The organism is Streptomyces xylophagus, assembly GCF_000716435.1.
GTDB lineage: Bacteria > Actinomycetota > Actinomycetes > Streptomycetales > Streptomycetaceae > Streptomyces > Streptomyces xylophagus.
This window is the reverse complement of the sequence record NZ_JNWO01000007.1, coordinates 307,911-325,972: the sequence shown is the minus strand read 5'-3', so window position 1 is coordinate 325,972 and position 18,062 is coordinate 307,911. Positions and strand designations below refer to the sequence as shown.

Sequence of the window (18,062 nt, the reverse complement as noted above, 5' to 3'; positions counted from 1 at the left end):
GGCCACAGCCGTCGGACAAGTCGAAGAATCGGGTAAATCCTGGCAAGGTGGGCCGCATGGTTGATCGGGGAGCGAGCGCCCTGTCACTCCCGGACGACTGGCCCGCCCACCCGGACCCGATCCTGGCGCTCAACCGCATGGGCAGCTTCGACTGGGACCTGGACAACGGCCTGTTCCACATGGACGCCCAGGCCCACGAGGTCTTCGACCTGCGCCCCGACGAATACGACGGACACCCCGAGTCCCTGGCGATCCGGGTACCGCCTCCCGAGGGCTACCGGCTCGACGGCATCGTCTCCCAGGCCATGAAGGACGGCAGCGAGAACTACGGCGCCTATTTCCGCATGCGGCTGCGCGACGGCACGCTGCGCTGGACCCACACCCAGGGCTACATCCGGCGCGACGGGACGGGCCGCCCGCGCCGGATCATCGGCATCGTGCGCGACGCCACCCGGGAACTCGCCGAGAGCGCCGCCCGCCGTGAGCAGGCCGCCCAGGACGCGGCCCGGCGCGACCAGACCAACGTCGTCCAGCTCACCACCGCGGCTCTCGCGCACGCCCGTACCGTCCAGGACGTCATCGACGTCCTCATGGACACCCACGGCCTCGTCCACCTCGGCGCGACCAGACTGGTCATGGGGCTGGTGGAGGCCGGCCGGATCCGCCTGGTCGCCGAGGGCAGCGTCGTACCCGGCAAGGAGATCCTCCGGATCGACGAGCCGTACCCGATGACGGAAGTCGTACGGACGCTCAGCCCGGCGTTCATCGAGTCGCCCGAGGAGTTCGCCGAGCGGTACCCGCTGCTGTGGCAGCACATCGCCGAACTGCACATCACCGCGGGCGCCTATCTGCCGCTGATCGCCCAGGCCCGACCGATCGGTGCGATGGGCCTGCTCTACAGCGACCGGCGTGGTTTCTCGGCGGAGGAGCGCAACGTGCTCGTCGCACTCGGCAGCAGCATCGCGCAGAGCCTCCAGCGCGCGATGTTCTACGAGCAGGAGAAGGACCTCGCCCAGGGCCTCCAGCAGGCCATGCTGCCGCGCGCCATCCCCAACGTTCCAGGCGCCGATGTCGCGGTCCGCTACCGGTCCGCCAAGATGGGCCGGGACATCGGCGGCGACTGGTACGACCTGATCCCGCTGCCGGGCGGGCGGGTCGGCGCGGTCATCGGCGACGTCCAGGGCCACGACACGCACGCGGCCGCCGTCATGGGGCAACTCCGCATCGTCCTCAAGGCGTACGCCGCCGAGGGGCACACCCCGGCCACCGTGATGGCCCGCGCCTCCGTCTTCCTCCACGAACTCGACACCGACCGCTTCGCCACCTGCCTCTACGCCGAGGCCGACCTGTCCACCGGAGTGGTCCAGATGGTCCGGGCCGGTCATATCGACCCGCTGGTGCGGCAGTTGGACAGGACGTGCCGTCGGCTGTCCGTCGTGGGTGGGCTGCCGCTCGGTCTTTCCGCCGAGTTCGGGCGGCTCGAGTACCCCGTCTCCACCATCGAACTCGACCCCGGCCAGACCCTGTTGCTGTGCACGGACGGCCTCGTCGAGCAGCCCGGTGCCGATCTCGACGAGGGCATGCAGACCCTCGCCGCGCTCATCGCCTCCGGCCCCGACGACGTGCGCGACCTCGCCGACCTGCTCATCGACGTGGCCGAGGAGCGCGGCGGCGAGGACGACGTGGCGCTGCTCCTGCTGCGCCGGCGCGGCCTCGACGCCCCGCGGTCCGGCGGCCGGCTCCAGCAGCACGTGGCCCCCGGCGACTCCGAGGCCCTCACCCAGGCCCGGCACATGATCCGGGCCGCGGTCCGCGCGTGGGGCGCCGGTGACCGTTCCGACGAGGTCGAGCTGGTCGCCGACGAGCTGATCACCAACGCGCTGATGCACACCGAGGGCGCCGCGATCGTCACCCTCAGGGTCCTCACCGCCCCCGACCGCCGGCTGCGCGTCGAGGTCGAGGACTCCTCCAGCGCCCTGCCGCGCCGCCGGGAGGCGGGCGAGGACGGTGTCTCCGGGCGGGGCCTGCTCCTCGTCGACCTGCTCACGGACGTGTGGGGCGTGGAGGCGCGCGGCAGCGGCAAGTGCGTGTGGTGCGAGTTCCTGGTCCCGAACCGGACCGAATCAAAGCCGCCCTGATCCGACCTGACCCCAGGGGCCTCTGATGGCACCCTGGACGTATGCCGGAACTCCCCGAGGTCGAAGCGCTGAAGGACTTCCTGACCGAACACCTCGTCGGCCACGAGATCGTACGGGTGCTGCCCGTAGCCATCAGCGTCCTGAAGACGTACGACCCTCCGCTCACCGCGCTGGAGGGACACGAGGTGGTGGCCGTGCATCGCCACGGCAAGTTCCTGGACGTCGAGACGGACGGAGGCCCGCACTTCGTGACCCACCTGGCCCGCGCGGGCTGGCTGCACTGGAAGGACCGCCTCCCGGACGGCCCGCCCCGCCCCGGCAAGGGCCCGCTCGCGCTCCGCGTGGCCCTGGAGACCGGCGAGGGCTTCGACCTCACGGAGGCGGGCACGCAGAAGCGCCTCGCGGTGTACGTCGTCGCCGACCCGCAGTCCGTCCCGGGCGTCGCCCGCCTCGGCCCCGACCCCTTGGCCGACGACTTCGACGAACCGCGCTTCGCCGAACTCCTCAAGAACGAACGCCGCCAACTCAAGGGCGCCCTGCGCGACCAGACCCTGATCGCCGGGGTCGGCAACGCGTACAGCGACGAGATCCTGCACGCGGCGAAGATGTCCCCGTTCAAACTCGCCTCGTCCCTGACTCCCGCCGAGACGCACACGCTCTACACGGCCCTGCGCACCACACTCGTGGACGCCGTCGAACGCTCCCGAGGCGTGGCCGCCGGCCGCCTGAAGGCGGAGAAGAAGAGCGGCCTACGCGTCCACGGCCGCACCGGCCAGCCCTGCCCGGTCTGCGGCGACACCATCCGCGAGGTCTCCTTCAGCGACTCCTCCCTCCAGTACTGCCCCACCTGCCAGACGGGCGGCAAGCCACTGGCGGACCGGAGACTGTCGCGGCTCCTCAAGTAGCTACCAAGGCACCCCCGTCCCGTCCCACGACAGGAACCGCCCCGTGGGCCCGTCCTCCGGCAGCAGCGCCAGGTCGACGGCACCCCGCGCCGCCTCCGCCGGGTCCCCGTCGCTCGCGGCGGCCCGTTCGTTGAGGTCCGTCGCGCGCAGGCCGGGAGCAAGGGCGTTGACCTTGAAGCCCTCGGGGGCGAGGGACTGGGCGTAGAAGAGGGTCAGGGCGTTGAGGGCCGACTTCGAGGAGCGGTAGGCGGCGCCCGCCCCGGCGTGGGCGGCGAACTCGCGGTCCGGGTCGGCGCTCCAGGTCAGGGAACCGGTGCCGCTGGAGACGTTCACGATGCGGGGACGCGGCGAGCGGCGCAGCGCGGGCAGGAACGCGTTGGTGACCGCCAGGACCCCGAAGACGTTCGTCTCGTACGTACGGCGGAAGCTGTCGAGGTCGGCCCCCGGCGGGGACTCCCCGCCGACCATGATGCCCGCGTTGTTGACCAGGACGTCCAGGGCGTCCACCTGTCGTGCCGCCGTCGCGATGCTGTCGGCGTCGGTGACGTCGAGGATCAACAGCCGTGCGCTGCCGCCCAGTTCCTCGACCGTCCGCTGTCCCCGGTCCGCATCGCGCGAGCCGACGTACACCGTGAGTCCCTCCGCGACGAGCAGGCGGGCGATCTCTTTGCCGATGCCCTTGTTGGCACCGGTGACCAGTGCTGTGGAATCGTTCATGGGGACGACGATTCCGCAGCCGGCGCCGTCGAACCAGGGACAACCGATCCCTGTCAGCCGGAGGGAGACACAGTGACCGGCAAACAGGAACTGGCCCGATTTCTGCGCGGGCGGCGGGAGCAACTGGTGCCCGCCGACGTGGGGTTGGCGGGTGAACCGTCCCGGCGGACCCTGGGGCTGCGCCGGGAAGAGGTCGCGGAGTTGGCCCACATGTCCGTGGACTACTACGCCCGCCTGGAACAGGCCCGCGGGCCGCGCCCTTCACCCCGCATCCTGGACGCCCTCACCGGAGTGTTCCGGCTCACCCCGGCCGAGCGGACCCACCTGTTCCGGCTGGCCGGGACCCAGGTGACACCTCTCGCGGCGCCGGTGCGGACCGTCCGCCCGCATGTGGCGGCCCTGTTGGAACGCATCCCGGATACCGCGGCCATCGTCACCGACGCCACCTACGACGTCATCGCCTGGAATCCGCTGGCGAGTGCCGTGTTCGGCGGGGATCTCGTCGCGCGGCCGAACCTGGCGCGCCGCCGCTTCCTGGGCCGGCCGCCGGAGAGTTCGAGCGCCGAGGAGTTCGGGCACATCCTGGTCGCCCGGCTGCGCCGTGCCGCCGACCGCTACCCGTACGATTCGGGACTCGCCCGTCTGCTGGCCGAACTGCGCGCCGGCAGCGAGGAGTTCACCCAGATCTGGGAGACCGGTCCGGTGCACGCTCCCGGGCACCGCACCAAGACCGTCACCCACCCGGAGGCGGGCCGGCTGCGGGTGGACTGCGACGTGCTCACCGTCCCGCACGACGACCAACAGGTCGTCTTCGTCACCGCGGACCCGGGGACGCCGTCCGCACGGGCCCTGAGGCACCTGGCCGCAGCGGGCCAGGGCCTCAGTTCGAGGTGAGCCGTACCAACTGCGCTCCGTCCGCCGTCCGCACGTCGTAGTGGTCGATCTCCGCGGGGTGCATGGCCGCGCCACCCTGCATCGTGATCATCGTCGCGTCGTGCGCGGGGACGTTCCAACTCGTCACGGTCTGCTCGGAACCGTCGCGGCCGACGACCACGAGACGACACGAGCGCGGGCCGGCGCCGTCCTTGATCTCGAGGGTCACGTCAGTGCCGTAGTTCTCGTTCGCGGCGGTGACCTGCGCCCACACGCCCGACTTCGGGTCGGTCGCGGAGAGTTGTACGGCCCCGTCGCCGTGCCCGACGAGGGTCGCGACCGCGGGGCCGCCCACGGCGAAGACCACCGAGGCGGCCACGGCGTACAGAAAGCGCCGCCGTCCCGCCCGGTGACGCGTCGCCACCTCGGCGAGCAACCGGTCGAGCATCCGGGGCCCGGGTTGTGCCATGGGGTGCACAGAGCGCGGCGTCGCCCGCCGATACAGCATCAACTGCCGTGAGGCGGGACCGAATTCGGTCACATGAGCCGCGCAGCTAGTGCACTCCATGAGGTGATCCTCGAAGCGGAAGGCCTCCGCCTCGTCCAGCACGCCGAGCGCGTACGCGCCGACGTCGCGATGCCTTTCCAGGGACCTCATGCCGAATCCTCGTGCCGTTAGGTGCGGGTGGGGTTACTCCTTGCTCCCATCGGTACGCACCAGCCCGCCGAATCACTCAAGGCACACACAGAATGGCCATCACGAATTCGTAGCGGTCGGGCCCATGGATTGGTCCCTGTTTCAAAAAAGATGGATGGCGAGATGACCGAGCGGCAGACCCAGCTGCCAGGCGGGCGTCCAGACCTTCGGCCCGTCGTCCTCACCGGTCACCGGACCGCCTCCCGGTACCGCGTCCAGATCCGGCGCGAGCAGCTCGGTCTCCTCCAGCCAGCGCCAGGCGGCCTCCGCCAGTGCCAAGTCCGGTGTGTCCGCGGCGGATTCGAGCGCCTCGGCCGTCAACTTGGACATACGTTCCTCGACCCAGTCCTGCCACGGCTGGTCGTACGCCGTGAGCGAAAGCCAGGTCTCCAACTGGGTGACCACTCGGATACCGGACAATTCGCCGTCCGTGTCGGAGAGGAAGATGGTCAGCGCCAGCGCGTCCCGTCCCGCGCGGAACTCGAAGGACGTCGGCGGCATCAGGTCGCCGGTCCGCAGCAACTCGTCGGCGATGTACTCGGCGTACAACCACGCCATGGGGACGGTGAGTTCACCGCCACCGGTGCCGTCCGTGCTCTCTTGACCTCTGTGCAGCATCCCTTCCTGCCTTCCTCCGGTGCGTGCGCGTCGCCCGGCCCTGGGCTCCGTCAGGAACCCCGAGCCCCCCAGTCCGGAACACGGATGAGGACAGCCGATTACTCAACCAGGGTCCTGAGCAAGGCGCTTTACGGAGGTTTGACTAAGGAGTTGGTTTCACCGCAGGTCGGCCGCATAGCCGGGAAGCACCCGGCGCAGGGCGCGGAGCGCGTAATAGGCACGGGACTTCACCGTACCGGGCGGAATCCCGAGGGCCGCCGCGGCCTCCGCCACACTCGCCCCCTGGAAGTACACGAGCACCAGGACTTCACGGTGCTCCGGAGTGAGAGTCTTCACAGCTTCCCGCACATCGAGCGTCGCCGCCGACCGTTCCGCGTGATCGGCACACACGCGTGCGTTCTCCAGCACCGCGTCCCCGACCTCGGGCGGTCGCGCCTGCCGGGCCCGGCGCGCGTCGATGGCGAGCCGCCGACCTACCGTGAGCAGCCACGGCCGTACGGACTCGAAGTCGTCGGCGCGCAGTGCCTCGGGGTGCTGCCAGGCCCGTACGAGGGTCTCCTGGACGAGGTCCTCGGCGCGCTGGCGGTCGCCGTCGCAGAGCCGGAGCAGCAGCGCGAAGAGCGGCCTGCCGTGCTCGCGCTGCAGTGCGGCGAGCTCGTGCTCGGCGGTCGTTCCGTTGGTGAGCGTGGGTCCGGCCGTCATGGCCGTATGGCATCGCAGGGGGCCGTCCGGGGACAGGGGGCGCACAGGGCACTGCGGCGGACGGTCGATCGCGTCGACGAACGGTGCGACGAACGGTCCGCGTCACCCGGTGTTACCCCGCCCGCGCACACCGGACGGGTCATCAGGTGCGGGAAGTCGTTTGCGGGGGCGGTGAAGTTCATACCTATTGGTGGGTAAATATGACCACAGTGGGGTGAATTGATGATCGCACGCAGACGTCAGGTGGCCGTTGCCCTGGCGGGCATTCTCACCGCGGCCGCAGCCTGCCAGTCCCAGCACCACACCGCGAAGTCCTCCGGCCGTCCGGCACCGCCCGCCGCCCGCGGCTTCACCCTCGTCGCCGCCGGCGACATCCTCCCGCACAGCGCCGTCCTCGACCGCGCCCGCTTCGACGCCGGCGGCACCGGCTACGACTTCCGCCCGATGCTCGCCGGGATCCAACCCGTCGTCTCCCGCGCCGATCTGGCGCTGTGTCACATCGAGAGCGTGTACGGCGACCGCACGGGCTCCCCGGTTTTCGACTCCCCGCCCGAGGAGGCCCAGGGCCTCGCCGCGACCGGCTACGACAGCTGCTCCACCGCGTCCGACCACAGCCTCGACGACGGCGCCGCCGGCATCCAGCGCACCCTCGACACCCTCGACGGGGCCGGCGTACGGCACGCGGGAACGGCGCGCACCGAGGCCGAGGCGCACACGGTCACCCTGCTGCGCGCCGGCCCGGCGAAGGTCGCCCACCTCGCCTACACCGCCGACACGAACCCGGCCCCGCTCCCGCAGGCCGAGCCCTGGGCCGTCAACCTCGCCGACCCCGCCCGCATCCTCGCCGACGCCCGGGCCGCCCGGCAGGCGGGCGCCGACGTGGTCGTCGTGTCCCTGCGCTGGGGCACACAGGGCCAGGACGCGCCCGATCCGCAGCAGTGGGCGCTCGCCGGGGACCTCACCGCCGCCCGCACCGACGGCCGCCCCGACATCGACCTGATCCTCGGCACCCATGCCCACACCCCGCAGGCGTACGAGAAGGTCAACGGCACCTGGGTCGTCTACGGGCTCGGCGACCAGATCGCCGGCGAGATGTACGACAACGCCGGCACCCAGGACCCCGGCGGCAACGAGAGCACCCTCGGCCGCTTCACCTTCGTACCGCCCACCCGCCCCGGCGGCCGCTGGGAGGTGACGAAGGCGGAGTTCGTCCCACAGCTGTTCGACATCGACGCGGGCCGGGTCGTCGACGTCAACCAGGCGATCGCCCAGGGCGCCGAACTGACCGGCGACCGCGACCGCATCCGCGAGGTGGTGCTCAGCAGGGGCGCGGCGAAGGACGGGCTGGTGATGGGGAAGTAGGGAGGGCTCAGTCCACGTCGACGTGGGCGAAGGTGGCGAGCATCTGCGTGAGCACCCGTGCACACGCGCGTACGTCGTCCTCCGTCAGCTCGCCGCCGACCTGCCGCATCAGATGGTGCTCGCGGCCCAGCACGGCGGTGATCGTCGACCGGCCGGTGTCGGTCAGCCGGATCAGGGAGGACCGCTGGTGCGCGGGGTTCGGCACGCTCTCGACCCAGCCGTGCGCCGCCGCGTCGTTGACCATGCGCTGCACGAACTGCCGGCTCAGCGCCTGGTCGCGGCCCATCTGAGGAACCGTCATGGGCCCGTGCAGGCGCAGCAGGTTCAGCACGGCGCGCACGCCCGCGGACACGCCCTCGACCGGTTCGGCCTGCTCCACCTTGCGCGCCGCGCGCCGGTAGAGCGGGCCGACGAGGTCGAACACCTCGGTGAGGCGGTGGCCGAGTTCGTCGGGGGAGAGGGGAGCGGGGCCCGGGGAAGCGGAGTCGTTCACGCGCTCATCATGACACCTGGGTTGCCAACCCTCCTCAAAGATGACACCTTGGTTGTCATGACAGCTGCTTCGGAACTTGCTTCGGAACTGAGCTTCTTCGCATCTGCCGACGGGGACCTTGCCTACCGTGACGTGGGCACCGGCACCCCCGTGGTCCTCCTCCACTCCGGCTTCGCCGACCATCGCGTCTTCGACGACCAGATACCGGCCCTCGCCCGCGACTTCCGCGTCATCGCGCCCGACATCCGCGGCCACGGCTTCTCCGCCAACGCGAGCGGGCCGTTCCGCTGGGCCGACGACCTCGCGGATCTGCTGCGCCACCTGGACCTCGGGCCCGCGGTCCTCGTCGGCCTGTGCATGGGCGCGGCCGTCGCCACCGACACCACGCTGGAACACCCCGAACTGGTCCGAGCGGTCGTAGTGTCGGGCGCCGGCACCAGCGCGTTCGAGTACACCGACCCGCACCTGCTGGAACACCAGGCCCGCGCCGCGCAGTTGCTGGGTGCCGGCGACATCGCGGGCTGGCTCGACCAGTTCACGCGGGGCGTGGCGGGCCCGCGGCGCACGGTGGACGAGGTCTCCCCGTCCGTTCTCCGACGCCTACGTGAACTGACCGCGCACACGCTCTCCAAGCACACACCCGGCGAGCAGGACTGGTACGTCCCCCTGGCCGACCCGTGGTCCCGCGTCCCGAAGCTGGACGTCCCCGTCCTCGCGATCCACGGTGCCCTCGACTGGCCCGACAGCATCGCCATGGCGCAACGCTTCACCGACACGGTCCCGAACGGCCGCGCGGTGACGATCGAGGGGGTCGGCCACTACCCGAACATGGAGAAGCCCGAGGAGTTCAACGAGATCCTCGGGCAGTTCCTGCGCTCCCTCTGACGGCGCCTTGCGGCTCCCGATGGCTCCTTACGGCACCACCGTCACCGGCCACCGCCCCGCCTTCACCAACCGCACCGCGACCGACCCGATGATCCGGTGGCCGGCCTGTTCGGAGGCGCCGACGACGACCGCGTCGGCCTTGAGCTGGTCGGCCGCCTTCACCAGGCCGCCGTACGGGTCGCCGCGGAACGTGTGGAACTCCCAGCGGATGTCGAATATCCCCTTGACCCGCTCGGTCTCCTGACGGATCTGGGCGACGAGGTCCTCGGCGATCTCGTCGGTCGTCTCGGCGACCGGTGCCCCCATGGCCGCGCCCGCCGCCAGCACCGGCTGCACGTACACCATGGCGAGCAGCGCGTGCTGCCGTCGGGCCAGGCCAGCGGCATATGCCGCGGCCCGGAACGAGGACTCGGAGCCGTCCACTCCGGCGACGATGACCTTCGGCCCGTCCGTGCCCCGTTCGAACTGAGTTGAGTGCTGTTCCGTCACGGCTGTGAGGCTATCGGAACCCGCAGGTCCCGGACCCTCCTGGGAGTTCTCGACGGGCGCGCGGACCGCCCTGTTCCTACAGTCGGAAGCATGACTGCCACCGTGGAGGCGCCCGGGTCCAAGGACACCAAGGCTCCGATACGACCGCCCGGCAACGGCTTCCTCAGCAGGGTGCCCGAGGGCTTCGCGACCTTCTTCGGCGCCCTCGGCCTGCTCTGCGTCCTGCTGGCCTTCATCGCCCCGCTGCGCCGCGCCCTGCGCCCCGTGGTCCGCTTCCTGGACCTCCTCATCGTCCCCGTCAGCGCCAACCTCGCCTACGCGGTCTTCCTGTTCCTGCTGGCCGCCGCTACCGGCGCCCGCAAGAAGATCGCCTGGTGGCTGGTCGTCGTCTACCTCGGCCTGCTCGTCCTGACCGACGTCCTCGGCGTGGCCCTCGGCCTCTACGCCGAGTCCCTCCCGTCCCTCGTCGTGTGCGCCCTGCTGCTGGTCCTGCTGATCGTGGCCCGCAGGCAGTTCTACGCCGCGTCCCGCCGCGCGGCCGTACGACGGGCCCTCGCCGTCCTGTTCGCCGGACTCGCCGTCGCGATCCTGGCCGGCTGGGGGCTGGTCTCCCTGTTCCCCGGCACGCTCCCCGAGAGCCAGCATCTGGGCTGGGCCGCCGACCGGGTCTGCGGCGGCCTGGTCTCCGGCCGCTCCTTCAGCGGCCGCACGCCCCGAGCCGTGTCCTTCCTGCTCGGCCTGTTCGGCGCGCTCGCCCTCCTCAACGCGGCCACCGTCCTCTTCCGCTCCCAACGCCTCGAAGCGGCCCTGCACGGCGACGAGGAGGACCGCATCCGCGCCCTCCTGAAGGCCTACGGCGGCCAGGACTCCCTCGGTTACTTCGCCACCCGGCGCGACAAGGCCGTCGTCTTCTCGCCCAGCGGCAAGGCCGCCGTCACCTACCGCGTCGAAGCCGGTGTCTGCCTCGCCAGCGGCGACCCGGTCGGCGACCGCGAGGCCTGGCCGCACGCCATCGCCGCCTGGCTCGACCTGGCCCGCCGCCACGCCTGGGCCCCCGCCGTGATGGGCGCCTCCGAGGACGGCGCCAGAGCCTTCGCCCGAGCCGGACTCGGCGCCCTCCAACTCGGCGACGAGGCCATCCTGCACGTCGCCGACTTCGACCTCGCCGGCCGCGACATGCGCGTCACCCGGCAAGCCGTGGGCCGAGTCCGGCGCGCCGGTGCCACCTGCCGCATCCGCCGCCACGCCACCCTCACCGACGCCGAGATGGAGGAGGTGGTCAACCGCGCCGACGCCTGGCGCGACACGGAGACCGAACGCGGCTTCTCCATGGCCCTGGACCGCCTCGGCGACCCGGCCGACGGCGACTGCCTCCTCGTCGAAGCCCTCGGCGAGGACGGCAAGTTGCTCGCCCTGCTCTCCCTCGTCCCCTGGGGCACCGACGGCGTCTCCCTCGACCTGATGCGCCGCGACCGCACCGCCCCCAACGGCGTCATGGAGTTCATGGTCGCCGAACTCTGCGCCACCGCACCGAAGTTGGGCGTCCACCGCATCTCCCTCAACTTCGCCGTCTTCCGCTCGGCCTTCGAGGAGGGCGCCCGCATCGGCGCGGGACCGGTCCTGCGCCTGTGGCGCCGCCTGCTGCTGTTCTTCTCCAAGTGGTGGCAACTGGAGGCCCTTTACCGCTCCAACGCCAAGTACCACCCCGAGTGGTACCCCCGCTTCATCTGCTACGGCGAGACCGCCTCCCTGGCCCGCATCAGCCTCGCCTCCGGCATCGCCGAGGGCTTCGTCTCCGTACCGTCGCTGCGCCAACTCTGGGGAAAGGGGCACCAGACGAGCGGACAGCGGCCCGCGACCACGGCGGGTCTGCCGTCCTTGTCGGCGCTCGGCCTCGACAGCGAGGACCAGGCCGACGGCCCGGACAGCGGCCTGCCCGAACAGGTCCGCGTCCGGCACCACAAGCTCGACCGCCTCCGCGCCACCGGCACCGACCCCTACCCGGTCGGCATCCCACAGCGCACCCACACCCTCGCCGAGGTCCGCGCGGGGGACCAAGTCACCGTCGCCGGGCGGGTCATGCGGGTGCGCGACCTCGGCGGCATCGTCTTCCTCACCCTGCGCGACTGGTCCGGCGACCACCAACTCGCCCTCACCCGCGCCGAGTCGGGCCCCGACCTCGACCGCTTCACCGCCGACACCGACATCGGCGACCACATCACCGCCACCGGCCGCGCGGGCACCAGCGACAAGGGCGAGCCCACCGTCTTCGTCACCTCCTGGCAGCTCACCGGCAAGTGCCTGCGCCCGCTGCCCGACAAACACCGGGGCCTCACCGACCCCGAGGCCAAGGTCCGCATGCGCTACCTCGACCTCGTCGCGAGCCCCGCCGCGCGCGATGTGGTCCGGGCCCGCTCCACCGCCGTACAGGCCCTGCGTCAGGGCCTGTTGGAGCGCGGGTACCTGGAGGTCGAGACTCCGATGCTGCAACAGATCCACGGCGGCGCCAACGCCCGTCCCTTCACGACCCACATCAACGCCTACGACCTCGACCTCTACCTGCGCATCGCCCCCGAGCTGTACCTCAAACGGCTCTGCGTCGGCGGCATGGAGAAGGTCTTCGAGATGGGCCGCACCTTCCGCAACGAGGGCGTCTCCTACAAGCACAACCCCGAGTTCACGATGCTGGAGGCCTACCAGGCGTACGCCGACTACGACGTGATGCTCGACCTCGTCCGCGAACTGATCCAGGGCGCGGCCACCGCCGCCTTCGGCTCCGCCGTCGCCCGCAAGGACGGCGAGGAGTACGACATCTCGGGCCGGTGGCCGGTCAAGACCGTCCACGGCGCGATCTCCGAGGCACTGGGCGAGGAAATCGACGCCGACACCGAACTGGCCCGCCTGCACCGGCTGTGCGACCGTGCGGGTGTGCCGTACGGCGCCGACGACGGTCGCGGGGACGTCGTACTGGAGATGTACGAGCGGCTGGTGGAGGAGCCGACCCGGCTGCCCACCTTCTACAAGGACTTCCCGACCGACGTCTCCCCGCTCACCCGCCAGCACCGCACCGATCCGCGCCTCGCCGAACGCTGGGACCTGGTCGCGTTCGGCACCGAACTCGGCACCGCCTACTCCGAGCTGACCGACCCCGTCGAACAGCGCCGCCGGCTCACCGCCCAGTCGCTGCTCGCCGCCGGGGGAGACCCCGAGGCGATGGAGCTGGACGAGGACTTCCTCGACGCCCTCGAATACGCGATGCCGCCCACCGGCGGTCTCGGCATCGGTGTCGACCGACTCGTCATGTTCCTCACCGGTCTGACGATCCGTGAGACGCTGCCGTTCCCCCTCGTCCGGCGCCGCTGAGCGCGATAACGCTGGGCCGGGCGGGTGTTTTCCTGCCGCCGCACCGGTGTTGCCGTGGGGCGGCGGTGCCCCGCCGGGCGACTGATGAGTCATGAAGAAGGATCAGTCGCTCACGCGCCGACGGGCCCTGCTCGCCGGCGCCGCTGCCGTCGGGGCGGCCGGCACCGCCGGTCTGCTGTACTCCGGACTCTCGGACGACGCCCCCGTCCGAGCCGCCGCCCCCGCCGCCGGGCCCCCACCGCGCCTCGCACGCAAACCCTCCTCCTACCGCCTCCAGCCCGTGGCCGGATACGGCGCACCCCACGCCGCCCCCGCCCACGTCCCGGTGCGGCACGAACCGTTCCTGCGCATGTCGGGACGCGGCAACACCATGGTCCTGACCTTCGACGACGGACCAGATCCCCGCTACACCCCGCACATCCTGGACACCCTCGCCGAGTACGACGTCCGCGCCACGTTCTTCGTGTGCGGCGAGATGGCCGACTGGAACCGCGACCTGCTGGCCCGCATGTCCGACGAAGGCCACGTCGTCGGCAACCACACCTGGTCGCACCCCCTGCTGACCAAGCTGACCCGTGGTCAGATCCGCTCCGAGATGGAACGGACCAGCGACGTCATCGAGGACGCCTACGGGGAACGCCCGCAGTGGTTCCGCGCCCCCTACGGCGCCTGGAACCGGGCCGCCTTCCAGCTCGGCTCCGAGCTGGGCATGGAACCCCTCGCCTGGACGGTCGACACCCTCGACTGGGACACACCCGGCACCCGCCACATCGTCAACGCGGTCGAGGACGGCGCCGCCCCCGGCGTCGTGGTGCTCTCGCACGACGCCGGGGGCGACCGTTCCCAGAGTGTGCGGGCGCTGCGTGAATATCTGCCGCACCTGCTGGACTCCGGCTACCACATGACGATTCCGCGCCGCCGGACCACCTGACGGATTTTCGCCCGCCCGGTCGGGGAAACGCTCAGCGGACCTCGACCAGGCGGGCGAAGACGACGACGTTCCCGTCGTAGCCGTTCTGCTTGGAGAAACCGCCCCCGCACGTGATGACACGCAGTTCCGGAGTTCCCTTCGAGGCGTAGACGCGGTCTCCGGGGAAGTTGCTCTTCTCGAAGACCTCGATGCCGTAGATCTCGAACACGGCCGTCTTTCCGTCCTTGCGCTCTACCTCGACGCGGTTTCCCTTCTTGAGGGCCCCGAGTCCGTAGAACACGGCGGGGCCCATTTTGTTGTCGACATGGCCGACGACGACCGCCGTGCCCTTTTCGCCGGGGGAGACGGCGCCGGTGAACCAGCCCGCCAGATTCGGGTCCTCCGGCGGCGGCGCGCCGACCCAGCCGTCCGCGTCCAGGCCCACCGGCATGATCGGGGCGTCGACCCGGATCGCGGGAATCCGCACCCGGTCGGCGACGGAGTACGGCAGCGGGGCCGGGACCTTGCCGAACGTGCTGTGGCCGGTCCGGGCGTCCGCGGCGGCGGCCGACGCCGGCTGGGGCGGCCCCACGTCGAACTCTCCCGAACCATTCCGAATGAGCGCGAGACCGGTCAGCAGAACAAGCGCTATCACTCCCCAGGGGGCGCGCTTCTTCTGCCGCTCCTCCTCTTCGGCAAGCTCGGACAGCTCGGACGCAGACATTCGCCATCCCCTCTCGACGCGGCCGTCGCCACGTCAATCGCGCATACGAGAACGCTAAGTCCCGAAGCCGGAACCGGCGACGGGGAAAGCGCGAACGGGTGGCCCGGACATCCTTATGTGCGCCATACGAGTTGACGCTCACAGGAATTTTCTGACGGTCCGTGACCTGCGGCAATATCCGATTGTGCGCTTTTCCCCCGGCGTGTCCTCTCACCAGGACGGACCATTCTCGAAATGCGGGCGCGCGCAAGGCATCTGAGGGTCTGTCTGGGAGGCGTTTTCTCGCCGATCGACCGGGGACGGGTCCCGGGGCGCCTTCCGCGGAGGATGACATGCGTACTACTCGTGCCCTGGCTGCCGCCGGTGCCGCGGTGGCCGTCCTGGGGCTCGCCGCCCCGGTGGCCGTCGCGGACGGCATGGGCGCCAGCCCCAGCAACATTCTGGCCCTGCCCAGCGTGATCGCCCGCGGCGGACAGCTCACCGTCACGGTCGACGGCTGCTTCAGCGGCGGCAACGCCATCGCCACCTCACCGGGGTTCGAACGCCCCGCCAACCTGTCCCTCCTCAACAACTCCGGTACGACGTCCAGCGGAACGGCCCGGATCAGCAGGTCGGCCACCCCCGGCGCGTACAGCATCACGGTCCGCTGCTCCAACGGTTCCTCGCTCACCCGTGACTCCGCCTACACCGTCATCGGCGGTGTCCGCGGCGGTCTCGGCGGCAGCAGCGCCACCGGGGCGACCCCGACCGACATGGCGATCGGCGGCGGCCTGGTCGCCGCGGCCGTCCTGGCCGGCGGGGTGTTCTGGATGCGCCGCCGCACCGAGCGCGGGATCTGACCTCCGCCCCCTTCGGAGATCCGACCGCACGTCCACAGGCCTTCGCCCCGGACCTTTTGGGTTCCGGGGCGAAGGCCTGTGCGGGTGGTGCTGCGGTCAGGCGCCGTCCTCTCCGGTGCGGCGGCGGGAGAAGTGGTACGCCGCTCCCACCGAGCCCGCGATGAGGGCCGCGCCGATGCCGAGTTCCTTGAGGTCGAAGCCGGCGATGCTGCCGCCCTCACCGGCCCGGACCCCTCGGGGCACCTGCTGGGCCGGCTGGAGCGGCTGGATGTTGTTGTTGTTCGTACGGCCGGAGGCGATGGTCAGACCCGTGGAGCCGCTCGCGCCGTCACACGTGAACGTCACCTGGTACACCGCGCCCGGCCTGGCGTCCCAGTCGACCATCGCCGTCGCCGAGGACTGACCCGGCGAGATCCTGACGGTGTCGAAGACTCCGGAGGAGACCGTGGCGGAGCCCTTGCAGCCGCCGCGGTCGCGATCGAGCTGCAGGGTCACCTGGCCGCCCGCCGCGATCGTCGAGGGCAGGACGGTGAAGCCGAACGGCGTGATGTTGTGGTTGCCGTCGCCGTCGCCCTTCGCGACGGCGGTCGGCACGGACAGGGCGAGGGCGCTGATGCCCAGCAGTGCGGCCGAGGCGACGCGTATCGCGCGCATGGTGATTCCTCCGGGTCCCCGAGGAGCAGCCGCGGACCTTTTCCGCTGGCGCCGTAAATGCACCTCGATGTCCGAAACGCTAGGAACATGTGTGCGCTCCCGCGATCCCAGTCGCGCGAATGGGGCAACCATGTAGGCCGCACAGGGGACGCCCGCGGCGTGGCGGGCGTCCCCCGGCAGGCGGCTCCGGTGAGGGGCCGTCAGTCCCCGATGTGCGGGACGAGGTTCACTTGATGTGCGGGAAGAGATTCAGGAACGGCTGCGCCGACGCCGTGATGCCACGGCTGTAGGGCGCGTCGAAGTCCCAGATCAGGAACAGCAGGAAGGCGATCAGCGCCGAGAACAGCCCGGCGAGGATCAGCTCCCGTGTCGTACGCCGGATCTGCAGCGCGAAGACCATGCCGATGGTGATCACGGCCCCGCCGAGCAGCCCGAACCACACCACCAGAGGCATGGTCGCCCCGGTGGAGTTCGAGCGGGCGCTGCGGGCCAGGTCCACCGCGGCGACCTGGTCGACGAGCGGCTGGTAGGCCTGCGCCTGGAAGTCGGTCTTCGGCTGGTAGTCGGTGACGTCCTGGCGGATGCGCTGGAGGAGGTCGGTGCCGTGCTGGGTGAGCTTCTGATGGTCCGCCATCGTCTTCCACTCGACGTCGACGACCTGGGTGACATAGGCCTCGACGTCGGCCCGTACGCGGTCACGTTCGGCCGGCGGATAGACCCGCACCCGCTCCGAGATCTCGTGCAGCGCCTGCGCCTCCGCCTGGACGTGGTCCTGGGCGGCGCTGCGGGCCTCCCAGACACCGGCGATCGCCAGGCCCAGGACGATGGCGTACACCACGCCGATCCACATCGTCATGTACTCGATGACGTCCGGGGTCTCGCCTGGATCCTCGTCCTCGGACGCGGTGCGTTCGCGTAGGAAGGTGATGACGACGACCACGGCACAGGCCGCCACCATCGCGATGACGAGAACAAGCCATTCCGACAAGGGGTTCCTCCGGGGATCAGCGCGGACGCAGCGCGGCGATGGCGACCACCGCGGGCATGGTGATGAGCAGGACGTAGACGACCGCCGGCGTCCGGCCGGTGGCGGGCCGCGGGCGAGGCTGTTCGTGGTACTTCGGATAACTCACCGGGGTCGCCGAGGGATGCGGGGTGGGCCTGGGCGAGGGTTTCGGGGTCGGGGTGGGTGTGGGAGTCGGCGTCGGGGTCGGCCGGGGCAGGGGAGCCGCCGGGGCCGGGCGTGGTGCCCGGGTGGGCGGCGGAGGCACGGGTTTCGGTGTGGGTCGCGGCGTAGAGGTCGGCCTGGGTGTCGGCTTCGGGGTCGGGGTGGGCTTCGGCGGGGGAGGCGGTGTCGGCTTGGGCGGTGGCGGGGTGGGCGTCGGAGAGGGGCAGGGCGGCGGCGGGGTCGGCTTCGGGCAGGCCGGAGGAGTCGGCCAGGAGCCGTCGCCGGCGATCGCCACCGCCTCCGTGCCGTCCGGCCCCGTGGAGGCGTACGCGCAGGCGTCGGCCGCTGCCACGCCCGCCGGCGCGCCCGCCAGCAGCCAGGTGAGCGTCACCAGGGCCAACACCCTTGCGGCGAGGGCGGTTCGGGTCGGTTCGGGTCCATGCACGACCGAGATCATGAGGCCTCGCGGGGCCGTGCACGCGGGAGCGCGAGGGGATTGCCCCGAAGGAGTGGAAGGAGTGATGC

At 71.1% G+C, this 18,062-nt stretch carries 18 protein-coding genes; 8 read left to right on the top strand and 10 right to left on the bottom strand.

The window, feature by feature from the left end; genetic code table 11:
- The first annotated feature begins 56 nt into the window (after window positions 1-56).
- Window positions 57-2,138 (top strand): SpoIIE family protein phosphatase, encoded by a 2,082-nt coding sequence (locus OO70_RS16525; RefSeq protein WP_043670820.1) that lies wholly within the window; start codon window positions 57-59, stop codon window positions 2,136-2,138.
- A 41-nt stretch (window positions 2,139-2,179) separates the two neighbouring features.
- On the top strand, window positions 2,180-3,043 hold the full coding sequence (locus OO70_RS16520; protein ID WP_043670816.1) for an Fpg/Nei family DNA glycosylase: 864 nt from the start codon (window positions 2,180-2,182) through the stop codon (window positions 3,041-3,043).
- Here the strand turns inward: OO70_RS16520 and OO70_RS16515 are convergent, their stop codons facing one another.
- Complete coding sequence (locus OO70_RS16515) at window positions 3,044-3,760, bottom strand: SDR family oxidoreductase (protein WP_043670813.1); 717 nt, start codon at window positions 3,758-3,760, stop codon at window positions 3,044-3,046.
- A 72-nt stretch (window positions 3,761-3,832) separates the two neighbouring features.
- Between OO70_RS16515 and OO70_RS16510 the strand changes: the two genes are divergently transcribed.
- Window positions 3,833-4,654 (top strand): helix-turn-helix transcriptional regulator, encoded by an 822-nt coding sequence (locus tag OO70_RS16510; RefSeq protein WP_043670811.1) that lies wholly within the window; start codon window positions 3,833-3,835, stop codon window positions 4,652-4,654.
- Here the strand turns inward: OO70_RS16510 and OO70_RS16505 are convergent.
- From OO70_RS16505 to OO70_RS16495, 3 genes are all read right to left on the bottom strand, one after another.
- A complete protein-coding gene (locus tag OO70_RS16505) occupies window positions 4,641-5,291 on the bottom strand; it encodes a zf-HC2 domain-containing protein (RefSeq protein WP_043670808.1) in 651 nt (216 codons plus the stop codon). The genes OO70_RS16510 and OO70_RS16505 overlap by 14 nt on opposite strands.
- A 141-nt stretch (window positions 5,292-5,432) precedes the next feature.
- The gene (locus tag OO70_RS16500; RefSeq protein WP_043670805.1) at window positions 5,433-5,948 is read right to left on the bottom strand and encodes a hypothetical protein; all 516 of its coding nucleotides are present in this window, start codon (window positions 5,946-5,948) and stop codon (window positions 5,433-5,435) included.
- 156 nt (window positions 5,949-6,104) lie between these two features.
- Window positions 6,105-6,650, bottom strand: coding sequence for a sigma-70 family RNA polymerase sigma factor (locus OO70_RS16495; RefSeq protein WP_043670802.1), 546 nt, complete (start codon window positions 6,648-6,650; stop codon window positions 6,105-6,107).
- Window positions 6,651-6,872: 222 nt separating this feature from the next.
- Between OO70_RS16495 and OO70_RS16490 the strand changes: the two genes are divergently transcribed.
- Window positions 6,873-8,012: a CapA family protein gene (locus OO70_RS16490; protein ID WP_043670799.1), complete on the top strand. Its 1,140-nt coding sequence runs from the start codon at window positions 6,873-6,875 to the stop codon at window positions 8,010-8,012.
- Window positions 8,013-8,019: 7 nt separating this feature from the next.
- On the opposite strand, the gene OO70_RS16485 is transcribed toward OO70_RS16490, so the two are convergent.
- The gene (locus OO70_RS16485; RefSeq protein ID WP_043670797.1) at window positions 8,020-8,505 is read right to left on the bottom strand and encodes a MarR family winged helix-turn-helix transcriptional regulator; all 486 of its coding nucleotides are present in this window, start codon (window positions 8,503-8,505) and stop codon (window positions 8,020-8,022) included.
- A 57-nt stretch (window positions 8,506-8,562) separates the two neighbouring features.
- On the opposite strand from OO70_RS16485, the gene OO70_RS16480 reads away from it, so the two are divergent.
- A complete protein-coding gene (locus tag OO70_RS16480) occupies window positions 8,563-9,390 on the top strand; it encodes an alpha/beta fold hydrolase (protein ID WP_043670795.1) in 828 nt (275 codons plus the stop codon).
- A gap of 27 nt (window positions 9,391-9,417) precedes the next feature.
- On the opposite strand, the gene OO70_RS16475 is transcribed toward OO70_RS16480, so the two are convergent.
- Window positions 9,418-9,879: a universal stress protein gene (locus OO70_RS16475; protein ID WP_043670793.1), complete on the bottom strand. Its 462-nt coding sequence runs from the start codon at window positions 9,877-9,879 to the stop codon at window positions 9,418-9,420.
- A 90-nt stretch (window positions 9,880-9,969) separates the two neighbouring features.
- Here OO70_RS16475 and lysX point away from each other — a divergent pair, with 90 nt between their 5' ends.
- Both lysX and OO70_RS16465 read left to right on the top strand, forming a co-directional pair.
- Window positions 9,970-13,242 carry a bifunctional lysylphosphatidylglycerol synthetase/lysine--tRNA ligase LysX gene (gene lysX, locus OO70_RS16470; RefSeq protein WP_043670791.1) on the top strand — a complete coding sequence of 1,091 codons (3,273 nt, stop codon included), beginning with the start codon at window positions 9,970-9,972 and terminating at the stop codon, window positions 13,240-13,242.
- 91 nt (window positions 13,243-13,333) lie between these two features.
- A complete protein-coding gene (locus OO70_RS16465; protein WP_043670789.1) occupies window positions 13,334-14,173 on the top strand; it encodes a polysaccharide deacetylase family protein in 840 nt (279 codons plus the stop codon).
- Between the two features lie 31 nt (window positions 14,174-14,204).
- On the opposite strand, the gene OO70_RS16460 is transcribed toward OO70_RS16465, so the two are convergent.
- A complete protein-coding gene (locus tag OO70_RS16460) occupies window positions 14,205-14,876 on the bottom strand; it encodes a class F sortase (protein WP_043670787.1) in 672 nt (223 codons plus the stop codon).
- A 332-nt stretch (window positions 14,877-15,208) separates the two neighbouring features.
- Here OO70_RS16460 and OO70_RS16455 point away from each other — a divergent pair, with 332 nt between their 5' ends.
- Window positions 15,209-15,715 carry a putative Ig domain-containing protein gene (locus tag OO70_RS16455; RefSeq protein ID WP_043670784.1) on the top strand — a complete coding sequence of 169 codons (507 nt, stop codon included), beginning with the start codon at window positions 15,209-15,211 and terminating at the stop codon, window positions 15,713-15,715.
- A gap of 96 nt (window positions 15,716-15,811) precedes the next feature.
- On the opposite strand, the gene OO70_RS16450 is transcribed toward OO70_RS16455, so the two are convergent.
- The 3 genes from OO70_RS16450 to OO70_RS53765 form a co-directional block, all read right to left on the bottom strand.
- Window positions 15,812-16,369 carry a hypothetical protein gene (locus tag OO70_RS16450; RefSeq protein WP_043670781.1) on the bottom strand — a complete coding sequence of 186 codons (558 nt, stop codon included), beginning with the start codon at window positions 16,367-16,369 and terminating at the stop codon, window positions 15,812-15,814.
- A 226-nt stretch (window positions 16,370-16,595) separates the two neighbouring features.
- A complete protein-coding gene (locus OO70_RS16445; RefSeq protein ID WP_234336852.1) occupies window positions 16,596-17,357 on the bottom strand; it encodes a bestrophin-like domain in 762 nt (253 codons plus the stop codon).
- A 16-nt stretch (window positions 17,358-17,373) separates the two neighbouring features.
- Window positions 17,374-17,982: a hypothetical protein gene (locus OO70_RS53765; protein ID WP_199827353.1), complete on the bottom strand. Its 609-nt coding sequence runs from the start codon at window positions 17,980-17,982 to the stop codon at window positions 17,374-17,376.
- Window positions 17,983-18,062 lie beyond the last annotated feature (80 nt).

Excerpts from the sequence above, each read along its gene's own strand:
- OO70_RS16480 (WP_043670795.1), top strand. The coding sequence starts at position 8,563 with ATGACAGCTGCTTCGGAACTTGCTTCGGAACTGAGCTTCTTCGCATCT.
- OO70_RS16525 (WP_043670820.1), top strand. The coding sequence starts at position 57 with ATGGTTGATCGGGGAGCGAGCGCCCTGTCACTCCCGGACGACTGGCCC.
- OO70_RS16465 (WP_043670789.1), top strand. The coding sequence starts at position 13,334 with ATGAAGAAGGATCAGTCGCTCACGCGCCGACGGGCCCTGCTCGCCGGC.
- OO70_RS16455 (WP_043670784.1), top strand. The coding sequence starts at position 15,209 with ATGCGTACTACTCGTGCCCTGGCTGCCGCCGGTGCCGCGGTGGCCGTC.
- lysX (WP_043670791.1), top strand. The coding sequence starts at position 9,970 with ATGACTGCCACCGTGGAGGCGCCCGGGTCCAAGGACACCAAGGCTCCG.
- OO70_RS16515 (WP_043670813.1), bottom strand. The coding sequence starts at position 3,760 with ATGAACGATTCCACAGCACTGGTCACCGGTGCCAACAAGGGCATCGGC.
- OO70_RS16500 (WP_043670805.1), bottom strand. The coding sequence starts at position 5,948 with ATGCTGCACAGAGGTCAAGAGAGCACGGACGGCACCGGTGGCGGTGAA.
- OO70_RS16495 (WP_043670802.1), bottom strand. The coding sequence starts at position 6,650 with ATGACGGCCGGACCCACGCTCACCAACGGAACGACCGCCGAGCACGAG.
- OO70_RS16505 (WP_043670808.1), bottom strand. The coding sequence starts at position 5,291 with ATGAGGTCCCTGGAAAGGCATCGCGACGTCGGCGCGTACGCGCTCGGC.
- OO70_RS16460 (WP_043670787.1), bottom strand. The coding sequence starts at position 14,876 with ATGTCTGCGTCCGAGCTGTCCGAGCTTGCCGAAGAGGAGGAGCGGCAG.
- OO70_RS16450 (WP_043670781.1), bottom strand. The coding sequence starts at position 16,369 with ATGCGCGCGATACGCGTCGCCTCGGCCGCACTGCTGGGCATCAGCGCC.
- OO70_RS16490 (WP_043670799.1), top strand. The coding sequence starts at position 6,873 with ATGATCGCACGCAGACGTCAGGTGGCCGTTGCCCTGGCGGGCATTCTC.
- OO70_RS16520 (WP_043670816.1), top strand. The coding sequence starts at position 2,180 with ATGCCGGAACTCCCCGAGGTCGAAGCGCTGAAGGACTTCCTGACCGAA.